This is a genomic window from Sagittula salina (assembly GCF_017813235.1).
GTDB lineage: Bacteria > Pseudomonadota > Alphaproteobacteria > Rhodobacterales > Rhodobacteraceae > Sagittula > Sagittula salina.
Map to the genome: position 1 here is coordinate 161,289 of NZ_JAGISH010000010.1, position 22,342 is coordinate 183,630.

General features: G+C 65.7%; 17 protein-coding genes. 1 reads left to right on the forward strand and 16 read right to left on the reverse strand.

Going from position 1 to position 22,342, the window contains the following annotated elements:
* Positions 1-9 precede the first annotated feature (9 nt).
* From recN to ftsW, 12 genes are all read right to left on the reverse strand, one after another.
* Positions 10-1,662, reverse strand: coding sequence for a DNA repair protein RecN (gene recN, locus J5474_RS17335; RefSeq protein WP_209362381.1), 1,653 nt, complete (start codon positions 1,660-1,662; stop codon positions 10-12).
* A 69-nt stretch (positions 1,663-1,731) separates the two neighbouring features.
* Positions 1,732-2,586, reverse strand: a complete 855-nt coding sequence (locus tag J5474_RS17340; protein WP_209362384.1) for an outer membrane protein assembly factor BamD — start codon at positions 2,584-2,586, stop codon at positions 1,732-1,734.
* Positions 2,587-2,830: 244 nt separating this feature from the next.
* Positions 2,831-3,760 carry a UDP-3-O-acyl-N-acetylglucosamine deacetylase gene (gene lpxC, locus J5474_RS17345; protein ID WP_209362386.1) on the reverse strand — a complete coding sequence of 310 codons (930 nt, stop codon included), beginning with the start codon at positions 3,758-3,760 and terminating at the stop codon, positions 2,831-2,833.
* Between the two features lie 503 nt (positions 3,761-4,263).
* A complete protein-coding gene (gene ftsZ, locus J5474_RS17350) occupies positions 4,264-5,874 on the reverse strand; it encodes a cell division protein FtsZ (RefSeq protein ID WP_209362388.1) in 1,611 nt (536 codons plus the stop codon).
* A gap of 470 nt (positions 5,875-6,344) precedes the next feature.
* Positions 6,345-7,673: a cell division protein FtsA gene (gene ftsA, locus J5474_RS17355; RefSeq protein ID WP_209362390.1), complete on the reverse strand. Its 1,329-nt coding sequence runs from the start codon at positions 7,671-7,673 to the stop codon at positions 6,345-6,347.
* 31 nt (positions 7,674-7,704) lie between these two features.
* Positions 7,705-8,664, reverse strand: a complete 960-nt coding sequence (locus J5474_RS17360; protein WP_342454059.1) for a cell division protein FtsQ/DivIB — start codon at positions 8,662-8,664, stop codon at positions 7,705-7,707.
* Positions 8,652-9,566, reverse strand: coding sequence for a D-alanine--D-alanine ligase (locus J5474_RS17365; protein ID WP_209362393.1), 915 nt, complete (start codon positions 9,564-9,566; stop codon positions 8,652-8,654). Before J5474_RS17365 ends, J5474_RS17360 begins: the two co-directional genes overlap by 13 nt.
* 303 nt (positions 9,567-9,869) lie before the next feature.
* The gene (gene murB, locus J5474_RS17370) at positions 9,870-10,832 is read right to left on the reverse strand and encodes a UDP-N-acetylmuramate dehydrogenase (protein ID WP_245216536.1); all 963 of its coding nucleotides are present in this window, start codon (positions 10,830-10,832) and stop codon (positions 9,870-9,872) included.
* Between the two features lie 346 nt (positions 10,833-11,178).
* The gene (locus J5474_RS17375; protein WP_209362395.1) at positions 11,179-11,439 is read right to left on the reverse strand and encodes a DUF2484 family protein; all 261 of its coding nucleotides are present in this window, start codon (positions 11,437-11,439) and stop codon (positions 11,179-11,181) included.
* 155 nt (positions 11,440-11,594) lie between these two features.
* On the reverse strand, positions 11,595-12,992 hold the full coding sequence (gene murC, locus J5474_RS17380; RefSeq protein ID WP_209362447.1) for a UDP-N-acetylmuramate--L-alanine ligase: 1,398 nt from the start codon (positions 12,990-12,992) through the stop codon (positions 11,595-11,597).
* Positions 12,993-13,005: 13 nt separating this feature from the next.
* Entirely contained in the window at positions 13,006-14,139 is a 1,134-nt protein-coding gene (locus tag J5474_RS17385) for a UDP-N-acetylglucosamine--N-acetylmuramyl-(pentapeptide) pyrophosphoryl-undecaprenol N-acetylglucosamine transferase (protein ID WP_209362397.1), read from the reverse strand.
* A 90-nt stretch (positions 14,140-14,229) separates the two neighbouring features.
* Entirely contained in the window at positions 14,230-15,396 is a 1,167-nt protein-coding gene (gene ftsW / locus J5474_RS17390; RefSeq protein WP_209362400.1) for a putative lipid II flippase FtsW, read from the reverse strand.
* A 188-nt stretch (positions 15,397-15,584) separates the two neighbouring features.
* On the opposite strand from ftsW, the gene J5474_RS17395 reads away from it, so the two are divergent.
* Positions 15,585-16,790 carry a BaiN/RdsA family NAD(P)/FAD-dependent oxidoreductase gene (locus J5474_RS17395; RefSeq protein WP_209362402.1) on the forward strand — a complete coding sequence of 402 codons (1,206 nt, stop codon included), beginning with the start codon at positions 15,585-15,587 and terminating at the stop codon, positions 16,788-16,790.
* Between the two features lie 11 nt (positions 16,791-16,801).
* Here the strand turns inward: J5474_RS17395 and murD are convergent, their stop codons facing one another.
* The 4 genes from murD to J5474_RS17415 form a co-directional block, all read right to left on the reverse strand.
* A complete protein-coding gene (gene murD, locus J5474_RS17400) occupies positions 16,802-18,205 on the reverse strand; it encodes a UDP-N-acetylmuramoyl-L-alanine--D-glutamate ligase (protein WP_209362404.1) in 1,404 nt (467 codons plus the stop codon).
* Between the two features lie 82 nt (positions 18,206-18,287).
* Positions 18,288-19,370 (reverse strand): phospho-N-acetylmuramoyl-pentapeptide-transferase, encoded by a 1,083-nt coding sequence (gene mraY / locus J5474_RS17405; protein WP_209362406.1) that lies wholly within the window; start codon positions 19,368-19,370, stop codon positions 18,288-18,290.
* A 12-nt stretch (positions 19,371-19,382) separates the two neighbouring features.
* On the reverse strand, positions 19,383-20,828 hold the full coding sequence (locus J5474_RS17410; protein WP_245216537.1) for a UDP-N-acetylmuramoyl-tripeptide--D-alanyl-D-alanine ligase: 1,446 nt from the start codon (positions 20,826-20,828) through the stop codon (positions 19,383-19,385).
* A complete protein-coding gene (locus tag J5474_RS17415) occupies positions 20,828-22,309 on the reverse strand; it encodes a UDP-N-acetylmuramoyl-L-alanyl-D-glutamate--2,6-diaminopimelate ligase (protein WP_209362408.1) in 1,482 nt (493 codons plus the stop codon). Before J5474_RS17415 ends, J5474_RS17410 begins: the two co-directional genes overlap by 1 nt.
* Positions 22,310-22,342: the final 33 nt, after the last annotated feature.

Genomic DNA, 22,342 nt, shown 5'->3' on the forward strand with positions numbered 1-22,342 from the left:
CAAAGCCCCTTAGCCGTCGAGGAGGGCCCGCGCAGCAGCGCGGGCCGCCTCCGTGACGGTATCGCCAGACAGCATCCGCGCGAGTTCAGCTTCGCGCTCTTCGGCGCCGAGCGGGACGACCTCCGACAGTGTCATGCCACCTTCAACGCGTTTCGCGACGCGCCAGTGGTGCGCCCCCAGCGCGGCAACCTGCGGCGAATGCGTCACGACCAGCACCTGCCCGTCATCCGCCAGCGCCTTCAGGCGCCGCCCAACCGCATCCGCCGTGGCGCCGCCAACACCACGGTCGATCTCGTCGAAAATCATCGTTACGCCTTGCCCTGCCTCGACATGAAGCGCGACCTTCAAGGCCAACAGAAAACGCGACAATTCCCCGCCCGAGGCGATCTTGTTCAGGGCACCTGCCGGCGCGCCGGGGTTGGTGGCGACACGGAAAGTCACAGCGTCGCGCCCCTCCGGCCCGTCCGGCCCCACAACCACTTCGGTTTCGAAAACCGCTCGGCCCATTTTGAGCGGCTCCAGCTCCGCCGCCACCGCCGCATCCAGCCGCAACGCCGCTTCCCTGCGCTGCGCGGTCAGCGCCTGCGCCGCAGCGTCATAGGCGGCTTCCGCCTCGCGCAGGGCCTTTTCCAAGCCGCCAATGCGCGCCTCTCCCGCGTCGAGTGCCTCCAGTCGCGCCGAAAGCTCCGCAGCCAGCCCAGGCAGCGCGTCCGGCATCACCTGATGTTTCCGCGCCAGGCCCCTGAGAGCGAATAGCCTTTCCTCACAGTCCTCCAGATCCGCCGGATTGAAATCCAGCGCGTCCAGGCAGTCCGCAACTCCGCGCGCAGCCTCGTCCAACTCCGCCATGGCGCGCACGAGCGCTTCGATCGGGGCATCGAGCTGCCCCTCGGCCTTTTCCGATGCCCCTTCCAGCCAGCGCAGCGCGCCGGACATGGCGCCTTCGGCGCCCTCGTACCCAAGTGCCGCCGAAGCCTGCGCGATATCGTCCCGGATTTTCTCCGCTGCCTGCATCCGGCGACGCCGGGCATCCAGAACCGCCTCTTCGCCCTCTTCGGGGCCAAGCGCCTGCAGTTCCGCTACCGCGTGCCGCAGGAAATCCTCTTCCGCGCGCACCGCCTCCAGCGCCGCGCGTGCCGTGCTGAGATCGCGCCGCGCTGACCCGACGCCCCGCCAGGTCTTGCGCACCCCCTCCAGTGCGGCGTCCGTCCCCGCGTAATCGTCGAGGATCGCGCGGTGCCCCTTCGGGTCCAGCAGCCCCTTGTCGTCGTGCTGTCCGTGCAATTCCACCAGGGTATCCGACAGCGCCCGCAGCACCTCGCCGGATACGCGACGATCATTGACCCATCCGGTCTTGCGCCCGTCAGCGGTATTCACCCGCCGCAGGATCAGTTCGCCCTCCGCAGGCAGCCCCGCCTCGCGCAGCACACCCCATGCCGCGTGGTTCGAGGCAAGATCGAAGACCGCCACGACCTCGCCCTGCCCGGCGCCCGCCCGGACCAGTTCTGCCCGCCCCCGCCAACCGAGCACAAAGCCCAGCGAATCCAGCAGGATGGATTTGCCAGCCCCGGTTTCCCCGGTCAGCACGTTCAGACCTGGCCGGAAATCCAGCTCCAGCCTGTCGATAATCAGCATGTCCCGAATTTCAAGCGCGCGCAGCATCGGTCATCTCTCGGGGCTCAGACGGGCACAAGACGGGCACGCGACCACTGGACGCCAGCCCCGTCCTCGTCAGAGCCACTCGCCTTTCACCATCTGGCGGTAGATCGCACCCAGCCAGTTGTTTTCAAAGACTTTCGGCTCCAGCCCGTGCTTCGTGAGCAGCCGGTGGCTGTCCTGATACCACTCCGTCGACTGGTAATTGTAGCCCAAGATCGCGGCAGCGGTCTGCGCCTCCTGCGTCAGTCCGAGCGAGAGGTAAGCCTCAACCAGTCGGTGCAACGCTTCCGGCGTGTGCGTCGTGGTCTGGAAATCCTCCACCACCACGCGGAACCTCGAAATCGCCGCGCCAAAGTGGTCGCGCTTCAAATAGTAGCGCCCGATCTCCATTTCCTTGCCCGCGAGATGGTCGAAGGCGAGGTCGAATTTCAGGATGGAGGAGCGCGCATATTCGCTATCCGGGTAGCGTTCGATCACCGCGCGCAGCGCCTGCAGTGCCTGAAAGGTCAACCCCTGATCGCGGCCTACCAGTTCGATCTGGTCGTAGTAGGACAGCGCAAGGAGGTATTGCGCGTAGGCCGCGTCGTCATCAGCCGGATAGAAATCGATGAAGCGCTGCGCGGACCCGCGCGCTTTTTCGTATTCCTTGTTCTTGTGGTAAGAATAGGCCTGCATGATCAGGGCCCGCTTTGCCCAATCCGAATAGGGATACAGCCGCTCCACCTCACCGAAGTAGAAGGCACCGTCTTCCCAGTCCTTGCGCGACATCTCGTATTCGCCGCGCTCGTATATCTGCTTTGCCGTGTAGGTTTCCAGCGGTTGCCCGTCGGGCCCGCGGTCCTTGCGGGACAACTCCCCACATCCCGACAGCAGGAGCGCACACACGCCCATCCCGAACACCAAAGCCCGCGACTTGCCCCCAGTCATACCACCGTCCTCTGTTCTTTTCGGACCGCTGCGGCGCACTTTGTGCACGCACCGTCAGGCGGCCTCCCTTGGCTCGGGTCTAGCACAGAAAATTCCGGTGCAAAACGCCCTATCGGCGCCGCTCGGCGCAAAGTGACGCAAGATGTTGCCGGGCGGCGTTTCCCGGTTTCCAGAAAGGTTTTTGTGCTGCCCCCCTGCGTCTCAGGCCCGCATCCCGGACCCGGACAATATCCCGGCCCGTGCCTCAGGCGACTGCCGGAATCTCGTCGCGCTCGACACCCGACCCAGGCAGGCTTTCGGCCATTTCGGCGTCGCATGACACCATGCGCCAAGCCGTCGGCCGGGCGAATAGCGCGCGCAGCAGTGCGTTGGTCAGCGCGTGGCCAGCCTTGTGGCCTTCGTAAAGGCCAAGGATCGGCGCCCCCGCAAGCGCGAGGTCGCCGAGTGCGTCGAGCATCTTGTGACGCACCGCTTCGTCTTCGCGGCGGAAGCCGCCCGGGCTCAATACCTTGTCGCCGTCAACCACAACCGCATTCTCCAGCGTTCCGCCCAAGGCCTTGCCGACTGCATGCATTGCCTCGACGTCCGCCGCGCGGCAGAATGTCCGGCTGTCGCACAGTTCGCGGACAAAGGTTCCATTGGCGAGGTTCAGGCGTTTTTCCTGGCGCCCGATAGCGGCGTCGGTGAAGTCGATGTGAAAGGACATTTCCAGCCCTGTTCCGGGCTTTGCGGGCGATAGCCGCGCCCACCCTGAGGGTGTTTCCACCTCGACCGCTTCGAGAATTTCGATGGCGCGAACCGGCACGCCCTGCGGCCGCAGACCCGCCTTCAGGATACCACGCACGAAGGGCACGGAAGACCCGTCGAGGATCGGCGCCTCCGGGCCGTCGATCTCCACCAACGCGTTGTGCACGCCGCAGCCCGCAAGCGCGGCCATGACGTGTTCGACGGTGGACACCGCCACGCCGGCGGCGTTGACGATTTCCGTGCACAAGGGCGAGGTCCGCACCATGTCCCAGCGTGCCGGGATCATCGCATCACCCAGTTCCACGTCGCACCGCTTGAACCAGATGCCGTGGTCGGCACCGGCCGGGCGGATTGTCAGCCGTGCTGGTGCCCCGGAATGAAGCCCGGGGCCGTCAAAGCTGATCGCGGTACCGATGGTAGTCTGCACGTGGTCGTCCTGTCACTGCCAACGCCCCCCAAAGTACCCGGCGCGGCTTTTCTTCAGAGATAGGGCGAAGCGACCTCCAGCCTCAAATCAAAGATTGTAACCAAGTGAAACATCCCCGATCCGCCATAAGCGATGGCCCGCCAACCCAACTCGGAACGACATGCAACCATTTGAAACATTTAAAAAAACATACATGTCCACAGACGTGCGTGCGGGGTGGAAGTGTAGTGGAAATGACCATCTTCGGCCTATTGCACCGGAAATCGTTATCAGGCACAGCACCCAGCCCCAGCCTGACGCATGGTCAATCCAACGTAAAGACCAGCAGATCGCGCGCGATGCATCGACCCAAAGGCTCAAAGCCCGACAGCCCACAAACGGAAAAACACCCCCTGTTCTCACAGGGGGTGCCTTCCACGAGGGTCTCGGAGTCCGAGACGAGGTAGACCTTGGTTCGTGCACCCGAAGGGGCCGACCGACCGGTCAGCCCCGCCGGTTTTCGATCAGTTTGCCTGACGGCGCAGGAATGCGGGGATCTCGATGCGATCTTCTTCCTGCTCCACGTCCTGTGCCGGTGCGGGAGCCGGGGCCGGACGATGGCCCTGAACCGGAGGCTGGCGGCGCGCCTGAGCGTGCCCCTGCGGGGCCTCGCCACCGTGGCCGGTCATCCGGCCGATCAGAGAGTTGACCGAAAAACGCGACTTTTCTTCCGTCTGCTGCGCCGGTGCGGCAGCGGGACGGCCCTGTGCTTCGCGCGTCCGCGCAGCGGCGGCCTTCAGGCGATCCAGCGTGGCCGGGCTCGGTTCGCCGGGCGTGGGTTTGCGCGGCGCGACAAAATCGTTCGGGTCCGCTTCGATGCTATCCTGCTGCGGCAGGAAATCCGACATCTTCGGGCGGTAGGCTGGCGGAGGCAGGCCGTCGTCGTCCATGGCCACGGGCGCGGCCGACGGGGCCTCGTCTTCCAGAACGTCGTCCCGCCCGTTCAGTTGGTCGTCCTCGAAATGGTCGAACAGCGGCTCTTGGACCGGCTCTTGCTTGCTCTGCGGCGCGGGGGCTGCGGCCCGGACGGCCTGCTCTTCCGGTGCGGCCTGCTGGCGGATCGGATGCGACAGGGACCGGCGCGGAACCGGCATCTCGTGCGGCATGTCGGTGGCGTCGATACCCGTCGCCACAACCGACACACGCATCATGCCGCCAAGGCTTTCGTCCATGGTGGAGCCGACGATGATGTTCGCGTCCGGGTCGACTTCCTCGCGGATGCGGTTGGCCGCCTCGTCCAGTTCGAACAGCGTCAGATCGGTACCGCCGGTGATGTTGATCAGGACGCCCTTCGCACCCCGGAGCGAGATTTCGTCCAGCAGCGGGTTCGCTATGGCCTTCTCGGCGGCCTGAACGGCGCGATCTTCGCCCTCGGCTTCGCCGGTACCCATCATTGCCTTGCCCATTTCGTCCATCACGGCGCGTACGTCGGCAAAATCGAGGTTGATCAGGCCCGGACGCACCATCAGGTCGGTCACGCCCTTCACGCCCTGGTACAGCACGTCGTCAGCCATCGAAAACGCTTCGGTGAAGGTCGTCTTTTCGTTGGCGAGGCGGAACAGATTCTGGTTCGGAATGATGATCAGCGTATCGACCATCTTCTGGAGTGTCTCGACACCCTCTTCCGCCTGGCGCATCCGCTTCCCGCCTTCGAACTGGAAGGGTTTCGTGACGACACCGACGGTTAGAACGCCAAGTTCACGTGCTGCCTGAGCAATGATTGGCGCCGCACCCGTCCCGGTCCCGCCTCCCATTCCGGCGGTGATGAAGCACATGTGCGCGCCGGCAAGATGGTCGACGATGCTCTCGATCGACTCTTCCGCCGCTGCCGCACCGACTGCGGCCCGCGCCCCTGCGCCAAGCCCTTCGGTCACCTTCACACCCAGCTGGATGCGGTTCTGCGCCATGCTCTGCTGCAGCGCCTGGGCATCGGTGTTCGCAACGACGAAATCGACCCCCTCCAGCTGCTTTTCGATCATGTTATTTACGGCATTGCCGCCGGCCCCGCCCACGCCAAAGACCGTGATGCGCGGTTTCAAGTCTTCCTGTCCGGGCATGGAAAGGTTCAGTGCCATGGTGTGTCCGCCTGTGTTCTTTATCGAGTGTTCTATCGACCGTTATCGATTTGGTGATCTCACCGATCCAGGCACGTCCTCTGCCTGTTAAGGGTGAGTTTACCGAGACTTCAGCACGGCGTCACGCAAAAAACAGGGTAAAAACACCAAATATGGCGGGTTTTCGGCGGGGATCCGCGAGTTTTGGCGACGCGGACAAGATCCTGTAGGGCGGCGAACAGGCAGCACCAGCCACAGGACAACACGGCCCCGCAGCAAGCTGGTCAACTCATACAAGCAAAGGATCTGCCCGATCCCTCCGTGGCCGGTTATCCCGGCCTTATCCACAGCCTCACTAACACCCCGACATGGAGCTGTCACCATTCAAATAGCCGGGCGGGCGGGGCTTAGGCGATCCTTTGCCACCCCTTTCGGCCCGGTCCCGGCGGGTGCGATTGCCCGACAAGACAGTGCGTCAAAGGGAATTCCTGTCACCAATTGTCCCGGAACCATTGCACCGCACGCTTCAGCGAACGCGCCGGATAGCGGTCCACCGGGATCTCGAAGTCCCACCATTCGTCCTGCGGGTTGGCGGCGAAAAGGCACAGCCCGACCGCCCCGGCGAACCCCGGTCCCGTCGCCGCCTGGGGCAGGCCGTGTACCCGCAGGGGACGGCCCAGCCGCACCTGCTGACCCAGGATCTTCGATGCCAGCCCGTCCAGTCCGGGGATCTGCGACGCGGCCCCCGTCAGCACGATCTGCTGGCTCGGCAAATGGTCAAACCCCGCCACGTCCAGCCGTTCCCGCACCTCCTCGAGGATCTCCTCCACGCGTGGCCGCATGATGCCGATCAGTTCCGCGCGGCTCACCGTGCGCCGGTCGTGTTCCCAGTCGCCGGTCTCGCCGCCGCATTCGATCATTTCGCGGTCGTCCATGCCGGTGGCGACCACACCGCCATAGAACGTCTTGATCCGCTCCGCGGTGGCCATCGGCACCTGCAGCCCCATGGAGATGTCGGAGGTCACGTGATCCCCGCCCATACGCACGGAGTCCGAATAGATCATGTGCTTCTTGATGAAGATCGAGATGCCCGTCGATCCGCCGCCCATGTCGATGCAGGCCGCGCCCAGTTCCTGCTCGTCCTCGACCAGCGCCGCGATACCCGACACGTAGGCCGAGGAGGCAAGCCCGGCCAGTTCCAGGTCGCAACGTTTCACGCAATGGGCGAGGTTCGCCACCGACTGCGCGTCGACGGTCAGCATGTGCATGTCACAGGACAGTTCGGTGCCGATCTGGCCTCGCGGGTCGATCAGCCCGGAGCGGTGATCCAGCGCGAAGTTCACGGGCTGGGCGTGCAGCACCTCGCGGAGTTGGCCGAACTCCGGCACGTCGCAGGCTGAGAGCACGCGGGCCACGTCCTGCTCGTCCACGGTGACGCCCATGACCTCCACCTGCCCCGCCAGGCCGTAGCTGCGCGGTTCGGCGCCGGAGAAGGCGGCGATCACGTGGTCCACGCGGATGCCCGCCATCTTCTGCGCCGCCTGCACGGCGGTGCGGATGGCGCGCTCCGTCTCGCCCATGGCGTGGATCTCACCGAACCGCACCCCGCGGGAGCGCGTCGTCGCCGCCCCGATGACACGAAAGCCCGATTGCCCCGCCAGCGAGCCGATGCCCTCCTCGCGCGCCTCGGTGCCGTCGAAGCGCAGCACGAGGCAGGCGATCTTCGACGTGCCGACGTCGAGGATCGCCACCACGCCACGCTGCATCGCCGCGCGGCGCATGTTACGCATGGCGCGCTGGGATTCATAAAGCTCGATCATTGCCCGTATCCCCCGGAATTCTGTGTCCGTGTCATTGTTTACCCGCCTCGATCAACTTGATCTGCCACATCTGCTCTGCTGCTGAATCGCTCATCCGGATCACCGGTCGACGCGGCAGGCGCAAATCCACCACCGTCAGGTCGCGCGCCAGCAGGTCCATCTGCGGCGCCATCGCCAGCGCGATCACCCGCTCCAGCGCCTGCACCGCGCCCGTTTCCGGCAGCTTGATGCGCTGGTCACGGTCCAGAACCACGTCCCACCGCCGCGCGCCAATGCGTTCAAACCCGCGCAGCCGTTGTCGGATCGGTTCGCTCACCGACCACAGCCTGAGCGCCTCCGCGACCGCGCCTTGCGCCGCTTCGCCCGCGATCACCGGCAATTCCGGATGGTCAAGGCGGCTCTGGGTCGCGCCCACCGTCACGCCACCATCATCAAGCATCACCAGCCCCTCGGCGGAGCGCCACAGCACCGCCGCCTTGCGCTCTGTCACGTCGACCTGCAGCACACCGCCCTGCCGCACATGCAGGTCGACCGCCCGCACCGGGTCCATCGAGGAAATCGTGGCCTGCATCGCCGCCAGGTCGAGGTCGAAAGAACTGACCGGAAAACGCAGCGGTACGGCCTCGCGGATCGCCTCCGCCACCGGCTCGGATGCGCCATCGATCGCCATCACCTTGACTTGAAACTCGGGGCGGTTCTGAACGGCTTGACGTAGATCCACGACCATTCCGGCAAAGGCGGTGCGGTTTCCCTCCATCGAAAACCAGATCCCGACCCCGCCAGCGACCACCACGATGGGAAGCACCACCCGAAGGCCAAAGCGGAACAACGGCGTCAGCATCAGCCGTTCCAGCCGGTACTTCAGACGGCTCATCCGCGGGTCGAGCTTTGCCATGCCGGTGTCGGCTCCGGGGTCCTCCTGCAGGCCGCGACGGCTTTGCACGCCTTCGACCCGTCGCGCAATCAGCGGTCGCCGCATTATCTGTCGCAAGAAGCGTCCTCCACCATCCAAGCACAGAATTCGCCAAAGCTCAGGCCGATGAGCCCGGCATGCTCCGGCGACAGCGAGGTCGGCGTCATCCCCGGCTGGGTGTTGGTTTCCAGCAGTACCAGCCCAGCCTGCCCCTTGGCGTCATCCCAGCGGAAATCAGTCCGGCTCACGCCCCGGCACCCGAGCGCCGTGTGCGCGCGCAACGCGTGATCCATGCAGGCCTCGGTGATCTCCTCGGGCAGCTCCGCCGGGCAGATGTGGCGTGATCCACCAGCCGTATACTTTGCCTCGTAATCGTACCAGCCGTCGGTCAGGATCTCTGTCACTCCAAGCGCCCGGTCCCCCATGACTGTGCAGGTCAGTTCCCGTCCGGGAACGAAGGCCTCGACCATGACAACTTCGGGCATGGCCGCGCTGAGCACCGGCGGGCCGTTTGCCGCCTCGTGCACAAGGTAGACGCCCACCGACGACCCCTCGTTGTATGGCTTCACCACATAGGGCGGCGCCATGACATGCGCGGCCGAGACATCGCTCTTGTTAGCGAGAATACTTTCCGCAACAGGGAGACCCGCCGCCCGGTAGGCCGCCTTGGTCTTTTCCTTGTCCATGGCAAGACTCGAGGCAAGCACCCCGGAATGCGTATAGGGTAGCCGCAACCACTCCAGCATTCCCTGGATGCACCCATCCTCGCCCCAGCGGCCATGCAATGCATTGAAGACCACATCGGGCCGCGCCTCCGCCAGTCGCTGCGCCACATCGGCGCCCGCGTCCAGTTCCACGACCTCGTATCCTTCGCCCCTCAAGGCAGCGGCACATTCCCGTCCGGAAACAAGGCTGACCTCACGCTCTGCCGAGGGGCCGCCTTTCAGTACCACTACCTTCGGGAGTGTCCTGCTCGACATCCCAAATCCGCCTCATGCCCGGGGTTTACCCCCATGTGTGTATCGACCCCGCCCGAGATGGGCACCTGTGCCTGTGGTCGTTTCCCCGCCCGGTCTACGCCGGTGCTTTCGGGGGTGGGCTTCGCTTGCAAATCACGCAAGAGATCCGCAGCCTAGTCTAGCCGCAATCCGGGCCAGTGGAAAACCCTTTTTCGTTAACGCCCAACCCGGAAGCCATCCACATCCTGCATGAAACGCCGCAATTCATACATTGCAGAAATCGCCACCACCACTGATCGCGCGCGAAACCGCGCAAACCGCGCGTCAAAGGCCGGCTTCGGGATCACCGACCCGGATAACTTCCCATGTCAGGTCGATTCCGGAATGCGCCTTCACAGCCGCACGAACATCTTCGCCCAACCCTTCGAGGTCGGCCGCCGTGGCGCCGCCCTCGTTCACTAGGAAATTCGAATGCATCTCGCTCATGACCGCGCCGCCACGCCGCGCGCCGCGCATCCCGGCGTCGTCGATTACCTTCCAGGCCTTCAATTCGTGCGTATCGTCCGCCGCCCCGGTCGACGACCGCCCCAGCGGGTTGCGGAACGTGCTTCCGGCGGTGCGCTGCTTTACCGGCTGGGTGGCGTCGCGCTTGGCCAATTGCTCGGCCATCCGCGATTCAAGCGCATCCGGCGCGCCCCTCGGCGTGTCAAAGACCGCCTCCACCAGCACCGCCCCCTCCGGCAGTGCGGAGGACCGATAGCCAAAACGCAGATCCTCAACCCCCAGCGTGACGACCTCGCCGCTTCGCAGGACAACCGTGGCCTCTGCCAGAACGTCCGCCACATAAGTGCCGTAGCAGCCCGCGTTCATCCGCACCGCGCCGCCGATGCTGCCGGGGATGGTGCGTAGAAAGGTCAGGTCGCAGCCATGCTCCGCCGCGCGCTTGGCCACATGCGCATCCAGCGCCGCCGCCCCGCAGCGCACCCGCGAACCCTCCACCGTGATCCCGTTGAAACCGCGCCCAAGGCGGATCACCACCGCGCGCAGGCCGCCGTCGCGCACGATCAGGTTCGACCCTACGCCCATGGGAAAGACGGCGATCGTCTCCGGCAGCGCAGCCAGAAAGGCGCCCAGATCCTGAATGTCTGCAGGTTGAAAGAACCAGTCCGCAGCGCCCCCGACCCGGAGCCAGGTCAATTCCGCCAGCGAACGGCCCGCCGTCAGCTTGCCACGCACTTCGGGCATCCGGTCGGCGGGCATCCGATCATTTGTCAGCGTCTTGGTCATGCGCGTTCTCCTTTGCCCCCTGCTACCGCGCGCCCCGGAACCACGCAATCCGCAAGGTCGCCCGGTCCCCGGTCACGCAGGTCTCCGCTGCATCGGATCTGGCATTAATCGAAATCTTCGGAAAGGCGGCGCGCCACCCAACGCGAAAGGTCCACAGCCGGCCGGTTCGACCCGCTGAACAGCGGCTGTACCAATGGCTTCGTGCCGACATTCCAAAAATCCATAGCTTGGATTTCGCCGTTCCGGCCAGAGCGCCGCCATTTTCCCCGCGCGCCCTCCAGACAGCGCACCACGGTCCGGAAAACTGCTCCGGAAAGCCACCTGAACACTACCGAAAGCCAACGGGTTAACCGCGTATGGTGGCCGAAATCGCGCGCCTGCCCCATCGCGCAAGAAAGATTACCGGCCAGCGCAAGAGGCTCATGCCCGCGACAAGTACCGCCAGCCCGATCCACGGGCCGTTCTGCATCGTGACAAAACCCACAAGCGGGATTCCCAGCGCAATCAGAACATAAGCGCGTGTCCAGTGATTGTCCGACGAGGGAATAATTGCCGCCAGGTTCGCGGCCACACCCCACGCACAGGCAAGGATCAAAGAGAGCGTCATGGCTCCTCCTCCAACTGCCCCCGCAGGCGCGGGCAGTCTGCCACCATGCCACGCGCGAATCAACCCTGGAAACCCGGTGTCCATTCCTGTGTCATGAAATGGAAAGGGGCCCCTTGCCGGAGCCCCGTCCAATACTCTGTGAGCTGTCGCGGGGCTTACTTCGCAAGCCGCTCCGGCAGGGCGTTCGCCCAGGCCGAGATCGTGCCCGCGCCAAGACAGACCACCATGTCGCCCGGCTGCGCCTGCTCGCGCACCAGCCGTTCGAGGTCGTCCTCGCTTCGCAGTGCGCGGGCATGGCGGTGGCCATGACGCACCAGCCCGGCGACCAGATCGTCGCGCGATGCCCCCGGAATGGGCTGCTCGCCTGCCGCGTAAACCTCTGCGATCGCGACCACATCCGCTTCGTTGAAGCAAGTGCAGAAGGCGTCGAAGTGATGCGACAGGCGGCTGTAGCGATGCGGCTGATGGACCGCGATCACGCGCCCTTCGCAGGCCTGTCGCGCGGCCTTCAGCACTGCGGCGATCTCCACCGGGTGGTGCCCGTAGTCGTCGATGATGGTAACGCCCTTCACTTCACCCACCTTGGTGAAACGCCGGTTCACGCCACCAAAGGCCGCCAGAGCGGTGCGGATCTCCTCGCCTGTCATACCAAGGTGCCGGGCGACGGCAATCGCGGACAAGGCATTGGAAACGTTGTGGTCTCCGGGCATCGGCAGGATCATGTCCTCAAGCACTTCGCCGCTGACCTGAAAGTGCACGTCGAAATGCGCCACGCCCTTTTCAAAGCGGAGGCCCACCGCGCGCACATCCGCCTGCGCGTTGAAGCCGTAGGTCACCACACGCCGGTCGGTGACACGGCCCACCAGCGCCTGCACCTCCGGGTGATCGGTGCAACAGACCGCCAGCCCGTAAAAGGGGATGTTGGACACGAACTGGTAGAACCCGTCCCGCAGGTTCTCGATGGACCCCCAGTGCTCCATGTGCTCGGGGTCGATGTTGGTGACGATGGCAATGGTCGCGGGCAGGCGGTTGAAGGTACCGTCGCTTTCATCAGCCTCCACCACCATCCATTCGCCCTGCCCCATCCGCGCGTTGGATCCGTAGGCGTGGATGATGCCGCCGTTGACCACGGTCGGGTCGAACCTGCCCGCGTCCAGCAGCGTCGCCACCATGGTCGTCGTGGTCGTCTTGCCATGCGTGCCCGCGATGGCGATGTTGGACTTCAGCCGCATCAGCTCTGCCAGCATTTCCGCGCGGCGGACCACAGGCAGGCCACGGCGGCGTGCCTCGTCCAGTTCCGGGTTGCCGGGTTTGATCGCCGAGGAAATCACCACCACATCAGCGCCGTCGAGGTTCTCCGCCCGCTGGCCTTCAAAGACCTTTGCCCCCATGGACACCAGCCGGTCCGTGATCTTTGACGCCTTCAGATCAGAGCCCTGCACCGTATAGCCATGGTTCAGCAGCACTTCGGCAATGCCGGACATGCCGATGCCGCCGATGCCGACGAAATGGATCGCCCCCACGTCGCCGGGCAGTTTCGTGGCGCCGTTCATGGGTGCACCTCGCTCACTCTCCAGATCCTTCATGTCCCGCCTCTTCTTCTGTGTCATGCCCTGCCAGCCGTTCGACCAGCCAGGCCAGGTGTTCCGCCGCCTCGGGCTTTGCCACCGAAAGCGCCGCCCGGTGCATCCGGATCGCGCCCTGTTCGTTCAACAGGATCGCTTCGATCGAATCCCGCAGGCTTTCGATTGTCAGTTGCGTTTCGGGGATGCGGATGGCAGCCCCCGCATCCACCAGCGCCTGCGCATTTACAGTCTGGTGGTCGCCCGTGGCGATCTTCAGCGGCACGAGGATCGAGGGTCGGCCGATCACACTGATATCCGCCACCGAAGACGCACCCGAGCGCGAGATCACCAGCTGCGCTTCGCTCATCCGCGCGGGCAGATCGTCAAAGAACGGCTTCACGTCCGCCTGCACGCCGTTCTCCGCGTAATACGTATCGACCCGTTCACCGTCCTCATCGCGCGCCTGATGGCTGACGCGCAGGTTCGAAACCATGTCGAGCGGCAGGGCCGCAACCGCCGGGGGCACGATATCCGACAGGATGCGCGCACCCTGACTGCCTCCGATCACCAGCAGCGACATCGGGTAAGGCCCCGGCGCAATGTAGCCCGCGCCTGCACGCTCCATCACGGCGGCGCGCACAGGATTCCCGGTGTGGATGCCTTCGACGCCTTCAGGCAGGGTCGTTGGCCATGTGCCGCAAGCCACCGCATCGACCCGCTTGGCAAAGAGTTCGTTGACCCGCCCCAGCACGCCGTTCTGTTCGTGTATCATACGCGGCAGTTTCAGCACGGTCGCCGCCGCCAGCGCCGGGATGCTGGGGTAGCCGCCAAAGCCGACCACCACCGTCGGCCTGTCGCGCATCATGCGCGAAAGCATCGCCAACACGCCGCCGGTGACCTTGAACGGCACGCCGAGCCTGGCCAGCGGTCCACCCCGCGCGAAGGTCGACGAGGCGACCTCTTCGATCTCCACGCCCTCTGGGAAGGCGCCGGTGTAGCGCGCGCCGCGCGCGTCGGTGGACAGCTTCACCCGCCAGCCCCGTGCCAACATGACCTCGGCCAGCGCCTGCGCGGGGAACATGTGCCCCCCGGTGCCACCAGCCGCCATCACCAACAGGGGCTTTCGCTCCGCCATCCAGTCACTCCCTCACCGCGTCTGAGCGGCATTATACCAGTCCCACCGGCCCGTCCACCGCACGCAAGGGAGAAGCGCGGAAGCGTGGTCTCAGCGTCGACCACCGCGCAAGATGTCGCCTATCTCGCCCTGCGGGCGGGTCCGGGTCAGTGCCAGCAACATGCCCACGGCGATGCCGCCCGCGATCAGAGAAGAGCCACCGTAGCTGACAAAGGGCAGCGTCATGCCCTTTGCGGGCAGCAGGCGCACGGCCACGCCCATGTTGATCATCGCCTGCACGCCGAAGATCGCTGCCAGCCCCGTGCCGCCATACCGGATGAACGGATCGCGTTCGCGCATCAGCCGGATAAAACTGCGCACAACGATGGTGGCGTAGAGCGCGAGGATCGCCAGCACCATGACGAGGCCGTATTCCTCCGCCGCGACGGCGATGATGAAATCGGTGTGCGCGTCGGGCAGCGACCATTTCACAGTACCCTCGCCGACGCCGACACCAAAGAAGCCGCCTTCGATGATGGCATTCGTGGCGTAGCCCATCTGCGTCGTTGGATCGACCTCCGGGTTGAGGAAGCCGTCGATACGGCGCGCGAAGTGGTCAGAGGCGTTGTAGGCAAAGGTTCCGCCCATGACGACGAGCCCCGCGAGGCCGGCCAGCAGCACCATAGGCGCGCCGCCCACGAACCACATCACACCCCAGCTGAACAGGATCAGCGACGCCTGCCCGAAGTCCGGCTGCATCGCGAGCATCAGCACGATGATCACCATGATGACAAAAGAATAAAGCCGCCCCGGCGGGCCGCCCAGTTCCTGCCCCGCCGCCATCAGCCATGCGGAGACGATGATGAACACGGGCTTGAGGAATTCCGACGGCTGAAAGGAGGCGAACCCCAGAGAGTACCACCTTGTTGCGCCCTTGCCGAAATCGGTGCCGAGGAAGGGCAGGAAGGCAAGCGCCACAAACGCGGCGAGGAAGCCGATTACCGCCAGCCTGCGCACCTGTACCGGCGGCATCATGGAGGTCATCAGCATCGCCACGAGGGCCATCCCGCCAAAGAACGCCTGTCTCTGGACGTAGTGAAAGGGGGCGAGCCCGTTGCGTTCCGCAAGCGGCACCGAGGCCGCCAGTCCCAGCAGGATCCCCACCGCGAAAAGCGTCAGGATGCACCCGAGGCTCCACTTGTCGACCGTGCGCCACCACTTCGGGAGCACGGGTTCGCCGCCCGCCACCGGGACCGCGCCATAGACCATTTCTGTCATGAGAGCACCGCTCGACTGCCTCTGTATCGCCCGGTTTTCCGGGTCTGGGGTTGAGGATAGAGCAAATTGCTGCCACAGGCCAGATAAAAGCGGCTTCACCGCGCTGGCGCGCGGCGATCCGCGCGGGGGCGCTGCCCCCGCACCCCCGCGGTATTTCTGAACCAAAGAAGCACGGAGCGTGGCACATCATGTCGGATAGGGTCACACGGGTAAACACGCTGATCCTAGGCGCCGGTGCGGCAGGGTTGATGGCGGCGGCGCAGGCCGGGCCGGGCGTGCTGCTGGTGGATCACGCCCGCGCACCGGGCGAGAAAATCCGCATATCCGGCGGCGGGCGATGCAATTTCACCAATCTGGACGTGGGGCCGGAGAACTACCTTTCCGAAAACCCGCATTTCTGCAAGTCCGCGCTGGCGCGCTACACGCAGTGGGACTTCATCGAGTTGGTCTCGCGCCACGGCATCGCCTGGCACGAGAAGACGCTGGGGCAGCTGTTCTGCGATGGCAAGGCCACGCAGATCATCGACATGCTGCTGTCAGAGTTGCGGGCCGCCGGAGCCGATCTGTGGCTGCAAACCTCCATCGCGGAGGTGCGGCACGCCGAGGGGCGGTTCCACGTCACGCTGGACCAGCAGGGTACGCGGCGGAAGGTGGTGGCAGATTCCCTTGTTCTGGCGACCGGGGGAAAGTCTATCCCCAAGATGGGCGCCACGGGGCTGGCCTACGACCTCGCACGCCAGTTCGGACACGAAATCATCGAAACGCGCCCCGCGCTGGTTCCCTTTACCTTTGACAAGGGGCGGTTCACGGACCTTGCCGGGGTGTCCGTGCCTGCCGTTCTGTCGAACAATCGCGCGCGCTTTGCCGAGGCGCTGCTGTTCACGCATCGCGGGCTCTCGGGCCCGGCTGTGCTGCAACTGTCAAGTTATTGGCGCGAGGGCGAGGATGTCATCGCGGATCTCGCGCCCGGCGTGGACATCGACGGGCACCTGAAAGCCGCCCGACAGACAAACGGACGGCGGGCGCTGACCACGGAACTGGGCGCGCTGCTACCGGCGAAGCTGGTGGCGCATCTCGCGCAGGCCCATGAACTGACCGGCACCCTCGCTGACCTCACGAACGAACGTGTCACCGCCCTGGCGGAGGTACTGCATGGCTGGCGGGTCAAACCCACCGGGACGGAGGGCTACCGAACCGCCGAGGTCACGCTGGGTGGTATCTCCACCGACGGCTTAGACAGCAAGACGCTGATGTCAAAGCACCTCCCGGGCCTATACGCGTTAGGAGAGGCGGTAGACGTCACAGGCTGGCTTGGCGGTTACAATTTCCAGTGGGCCTGGGCCTCAGCCGTTGCGGTAGGGCGCGCCATCCGCGCGGCGCGCGAAACAGCCTAGGGCCGGGCGGGTCAGCCCACCTGCCCCAGCACGGCTTGCACGCAGGCAATGAAATCCTCGCCTCTCTTCTCGAAATTGTCGTATTGGTCAAAGCTCGCTGCCGCGGGGGCCAGCAGCACGACCTCGCCCGGCTGCGCATCGGCCATCGCGCGACGCACAGCCTCCGCCATCGTGGTGCAGATTTCGGCCTCGGCCCCTGGCAGCCCCAGAGCGAAGGTTTCTGCCTCGCGCCCGATCACGTAGGCCTTCGCCACATGGGACAGCCCCGGCGCAAGGCCGTCGAGCCCCCCGTCCTTCATCAGGCCGCCGCAGACCCACCGGATGCGGTCGAAGGCCAGGAGCGCCTTCAGTGCTGAATCCACATTGGTCGCCTTCGAGTCATTGACGTACACCACGCCGCCCGCCTCAGCGATACGCTGCGAGCGATGCGGCAGCCCCGCGAAGCTGCGCAGACCGGCCTCGATCTCGCGCGGGCCGAGGCCCAGAGATCGGCAGGCCGCCCAGGCGGCACAGGCGTTCTGGTGGTTGTGCGCACCGGGCAGGCCGGGGATCTCGCGCAGATCGACGGAAGCCACCTGCCGCCCCTTGCGCCATTCCGCGAGAAAGCCCTTGCGAGCGAAGACGTACCAGCCCGGCCCGGTCAGCTTTGCCGTGGCGATCCGGATCACCCGGTCGTCGCCGCGCCCCTCGGAGAGCTGGTTGGCGAGGAACCGTCCCTCCACCTCGTCGACGCCGATCACGCAACGATCGGGGCCGCCTTCGGCGAAAAGGCGCCGCTTCGCCGCGAAGTAGCCCCCCATGCCGGCGTGCCGGTCAAGGTGATCGGGCGACAGGTTGGTGAACACCGCCACGTCCGGGGTCAGCGCGCGGGACAGTTCTGTCTGGTAGGAGGACAGCTCGAGCACCACCACGCCGCCGTCGCCCGGCGGGTCGATGTCCAGAACTCCCCGCCCGATATTGCCGGCGAGCTGGCATTGGCGCCCCGCCTGCGTCAGCACGTGGTGGATCAGCGCGGAGGTGGTGGACTTGCCATTCGAGCCGGTGACCGCGACGACCTTCGGCGGCGTGTCGAAGCTGTCATACTCCGCGCCGACCGAACGGAAGAAAAGGCCGATGTCGTTGTCCACGGGAACACCGGCCTGCAAGGCATGGGCAATGACCGGGTTCGGCGCGGGATAGAGATGCGGGATTCCCGGCGAAGTAACCAGACAGGCCACGTCGTCGAAGCTGCCGTCGCGGGTCAGCGCCCGCACCTCGAAACCCTCTGCCTCGGCCCGGTCCCGCGCGGCGGGCGTGTCGTCCCAGACAACCACCTTCGCCCCGCCCTCGCGCAGCGCCCGCGCCGCAGCGAGGCCGGAACGACCAAGTCCAAGCACCGCAACCACGGTGCCGTCGACCCCCTGAACCGCAATCATGCCCTGTCCCCCTTCATCAAAAGCGACCCGCAATCGTCTGATCGCGGGCCGAAATCCACTGTACACCCGAAGCTCTGAGGCCTCAGCGCACCTTCAGCGTCGCCAGCCCTATGATCGCGAGGATCAGTGAGATGATCCAGAAGCGGATGACGATGGTCGGCTCCGCCCAGCCCTTCTTCTCGTAGTGGTGGTGGATTGGCGCCATGAGGAAGACGCGCTTGCCCGTCCGCTTGAAGTAGAGCACCTGGATGATGACCGACAGCGCCTCCACCACGAAGAGGCCGCCGACGATGCCCAGCACGATCTCGTGCTTGGTGGCGACCGCGATGGCTCCCAGCGCGCCGCCGAGCGCGAGCGACCCAGTGTCGCCCATGAAGACCGCCGCCGGCGGCGCGTTGTACCACAGGAAACCCAGGCCCCCGCCCGCCACGCCTGCCGCGAAAATCAGGATTTCCCCGGTGCCGGGCACGTAGTGCACGTCGAGGTACTCGGTGAAGTCGACGCGCCCCACGGCGTAGGCGATCACCCCCAGCGTCGAGGTCGCGATCATTACCGGCATGATTGCCAGCCCGTCCAGCCCGTCCGTCAGGTTCACCGCATTGGCGGCGCCGACGATGACGAACATCGCAAAGGGAATGAACAGGACCGAAAGGTTGATGAGCGTGTTCTTGAAGATCGGCAGGGCCAGTTGGTAGCTCAGCTCCGGCGGGTGGTACTGCGCGGCCCAGTAGCCGGCGATCCCCGCGATGGCAAAGCCCAGCGCCAGCCGCACCTTGCCGGGTACGCCCGCGGTGTTCTGCTTCGATACCTTCGCGTAATCGTCGGCAAAGCCGATGGCGGCAAAGGCCATGGTGACGAAGAGCACCATCCAGACAAAGGGGTTGTCGAGCCGCGCCCAGAGCAGCGTCGCCGTGACCAGAGCGCCGATGATCAGCAGCCCGCCCATGGTCGGCGTTCCCGCCTTGACGAAATGCCCCTCCGGCCCGTCGCTGCGGATCGGCTGCCCCTTGCCCTGCTTGCGACGCAGGACGTCGATCAGGCCCGGACCAAAGAGGAATCCGAACACCAGCGCGGTCAGGAAAGCACCCCCGGCACGGAATGTGATGTACCTGAAAAGGTTGAAGAAATCCCCGCCGTCGCTCAGCTCGGTCAGCCAGTAGAGCATGGTGTTATCCTCTTACCCGTCCACGTCTGCGGGGGCTTGGCGCATTTTCCGAATGGCGTCAACCACGCGCCCCAGCCCCATCGACAGCGACCCCTTGGCCAGCACCACGTCGCCCGCATCGAGATCGTGCGCCACCCGTTCTGCCATCTTGTCGGAGGTCTCCGTCCAGTGCCCGCGCTTCTCAAGCGGCAGTTTCTGCCACAAATGGCGCATCAAGGGCCCGACGCAATGCACGATGTCGATGCGCGCCATGAAGCGGGTGTCGGCCAAGGCTTCGTGCATCTCGACCTCGCCCTGCCCCAGCTCTTTCATGTCGCCGAGATAGGCGATACGGCGCCCCTTTTCGTGCCGTCCCAGCCCATCGCGGGTCTGCGCTGCGGCCAGCACCTCGAGTGCCGCCCCCAGCGAGGCCGGGTTGGAATTGTACGCGTCATCAATGAGTTCCAGCGACAGCCTCTCGTCGACCCTGTCGAGCTGGATGCGCTCGCGCAGGCCCCGCCCGGCACCCGCCTGCCATTGCCCGAGCGCCGTCAGTGCCAGCGCCCGGTCGAGCTTCAGCGCCGAGACCACGGCCAGCACGCCCATACCGTTCACCGCGAAATGCCGCCCCGGCACCATGACCTTGTAGACGAGGGGCGTCCGCCAGGCCCGCCCCTGTACCACGGTGCAATTGTCTTGCACACGCACGTCGGTCACCCGATGATGGTTGCCCACGGCCTCGCCAAAGGACCGCAGCCGCGCGGCATGTCTGCACGCCGTCTCGCGCAGGATGTCGCTCACCGCGAGGTCGCCGTTGTAGATCGCCACGCCGCCCGGCTCGAGCCCTTCGAAGATGCTCGCCTTCTCGCGCGCGATGCCTTCGAGGCTTTCGAAGGCGGCGAGATGCGCCGGCGCCACGATGGTCACCATAGCCACGTGCGGCCGCGCCATCCGGGCCAGCGGCGCGATCTCGCCGGGGTGGTTCATGCCGATCTCGATCACGGCGAAGTCCGCGTCCCGCGGCATCCTCGCCAGCGTCAGCGGCACGCCCCAGTGATTGTTGTAGGACTTCTCTGCTGCATGGACCGTGCCCTGAGCGCCCAGAACCGTGCGCAACATTTCCTTTGTCGAGGTCTTGCCGACGGAGCCCGTCACCGCCACTACGCGCCCCCGGAACCGGGTGCGCCCCGCCTGGCCCAAAGCTTCAAGCCCGCGCTGCACGTCATCGACGATCAACAGCTTTTCGGGGTTATGCACACCCTGCGGAATGTGTGATACCAGCGCCGCCGCAGCACCCTGCGCCAACGCTTGTACGACAAAATCGTGCCCGTCCCGCGCGGCGGTCAAAGCAACGAAGAGGTCGCCGGGTTCCAGCGACCGCGTGTCGATCGACACGCCCGACGCTACCCAGTCAGATGCCACTGCGCCCCCTGTGGCCGCCGCCGCCTCGCTTGCCCGCCAGAGCATCGCCGCAGTCATCAAAGCCCCTTCCCGTCCAGCGCCGCCACGGCAACGCTTGCCTGTTCGACATCGTCGAAGGGATAGACCGTGTCGCCCACGGTCTGTCCCGTCTCGTGGCCCTTGCCGCAGATCAGCAAAGCATCGCCCGGCCCCAAGGCGTCGACGCCGCGCAGGATCGCCTCGGCCCGGTCGGCAACCTCGATGGCATCGGGCGCGCCCTCCATGACCATGGCACGGATGCTGGCCGGGTCCTCCGAACGCGGGTTGTCGTCGGTCACGATCACGAGGTCGGCGAATTCCGCCGCAGCCGCGCCCATCAGCGGGCGCTTGCCCATGTCGCGGTCGCCACCGGCGCCGATCACCGCCACCAGCCGGCCCATGACGTGCGGCCGCAGGGCGCGGATCGCCGTCTTTACCGCGTCGGGCGTGTGTGCGTAATCGACGAAAACTGCCGCGCCGTTGCCGCGCGTCGCCGCCAACTCCATCCGGCCGCGCACCGTGCTCAGCATCGGCAGGACGTCAAAGACATCGTCGGGGTCGGCTCCACAGGCTATCGCAAGTCCCGCCGCCAGCAGAACGTTCTCCGCCTGAAAGCCGCCGATCAGTGCCAGCCGTTCCTGCCGCACCTCGCCGTCGAAGGACAGCCGGATCTCCTGCCCGGTGGCATCGAAGCGCTGCGCCTGCAGGCAGAGGTCCGCCCCGTCGCGGCCCACGGTCAGCACCTCCTGCCCACGCGCCATGGCGATGGCCACCATGTCCACGCCGCGTGCGTCGTCCACGTTGATCACCGCGACGCCATCCTCCGGCAGGACACGGGCGAACAGCCCGGCCTTGGCGGCGAAATAATCTTCGAAGGAATGGTGATAATCCAGATGGTCCTGGCTGAAGTTGGTAAAGCCCGCCGCCGTCAGTTGAACCCCGTCCAGCCGGCGCTGCGCCAACCCGTGCGAGGACGCCTCCATCGCGGCGTGTGTCACCCCCTCCACGGCGGCACCCGCCAGCATCCGGTGCAGAGTGACCGGTTCCGGCGTGGTGTGGCGCAGCGGCGCGGTCCAGTCGCCTTCGACTCCGGTTGTGCCAAGGTTGATCGCCCGCAAGCCCAGTTCCTGCCATATCTGGCGGCAGAAGGTGGAAACGCTCGTCTTGCCATTGGTGCCGGTGACGGCCACCACCGTTTCGGGCTGGATGCCGAACCAGATCGCTGCCGTGTAGGCCAGCGCCTGACGCGGTTCCTCCGCCACCACCAGCGCCACGTCCGATCTGTCGATGACGTCGGCCGCGCGCTTTGCACCCACGGCGTCGGTCAGCACCGCCACTGCGCCTTGCCGAATGGCGTATTCGACGAACTCCGCACCGTGGATGCGCTCGCCGGGCAGCGCAGCGAACAGGTATCCGTCGCGCACCTCACGGCTATCCACCGCGAGTCCCGACACCATCATGTCGCGGCCGCCCCGGGCGGTCAGGCCCAGGTCCTTCAGGCTCTTGCGTGTGGCAGTCATTTCCGTTCAGCCCTCCGGGCCGCGCCGTGCGGG

Bases quoted from the DNA above. Each gene is read 5' to 3' on its own strand.
- murB (WP_245216536.1), bottom strand. From the start codon at position 10,832: ATGACCAAGACGCTGACAAATGATCGGATGCCCGCCGACCGGATGCCC.
- mraY (WP_209362406.1), bottom strand. From the start codon at position 19,370: ATGCTCTACTGGCTGACCGAGCTGAGCGACGGCGGGGATTTCTTCAAC.
- J5474_RS17395 (WP_209362402.1), top strand. From the start codon at position 15,585: ATGTCGGATAGGGTCACACGGGTAAACACGCTGATCCTAGGCGCCGGT.
- J5474_RS17385 (WP_209362397.1), bottom strand. From the start codon at position 14,139: ATGGCGGAGCGAAAGCCCCTGTTGGTGATGGCGGCTGGTGGCACCGGG.
- J5474_RS17340 (WP_209362384.1), bottom strand. From the start codon at position 2,586: ATGACTGGGGGCAAGTCGCGGGCTTTGGTGTTCGGGATGGGCGTGTGT.
- murD (WP_209362404.1), bottom strand. From the start codon at position 18,205: ATGATTGCGGTTCAGGGGGTCGACGGCACCGTGGTTGCGGTGCTTGGA.
- ftsA (WP_209362390.1), bottom strand. From the start codon at position 7,673: ATGATCGAGCTTTATGAATCCCAGCGCGCCATGCGTAACATGCGCCGC.
- J5474_RS17410 (WP_245216537.1), bottom strand. From the start codon at position 20,828: ATGACTGCGGCGATGCTCTGGCGGGCAAGCGAGGCGGCGGCGGCCACA.
- ftsZ (WP_209362388.1), bottom strand. From the start codon at position 5,874: ATGGCACTGAACCTTTCCATGCCCGGACAGGAAGACTTGAAACCGCGC.
- recN (WP_209362381.1), bottom strand. From the start codon at position 1,662: ATGCTGCGCGCGCTTGAAATTCGGGACATGCTGATTATCGACAGGCTG.
- J5474_RS17365 (WP_209362393.1), bottom strand. From the start codon at position 9,566: ATGTCGAGCAGGACACTCCCGAAGGTAGTGGTACTGAAAGGCGGCCCC.
- J5474_RS17375 (WP_209362395.1), bottom strand. From the start codon at position 11,439: ATGACGCTCTCTTTGATCCTTGCCTGTGCGTGGGGTGTGGCCGCGAAC.
- murC (WP_209362447.1), bottom strand. From the start codon at position 12,992: ATGAACGGCGCCACGAAACTGCCCGGCGACGTGGGGGCGATCCATTTC.
- J5474_RS17415 (WP_209362408.1), bottom strand. From the start codon at position 22,309: ATGACTGCCACACGCAAGAGCCTGAAGGACCTGGGCCTGACCGCCCGG.
- ftsW (WP_209362400.1), bottom strand. From the start codon at position 15,396: ATGACAGAAATGGTCTATGGCGCGGTCCCGGTGGCGGGCGGCGAACCC.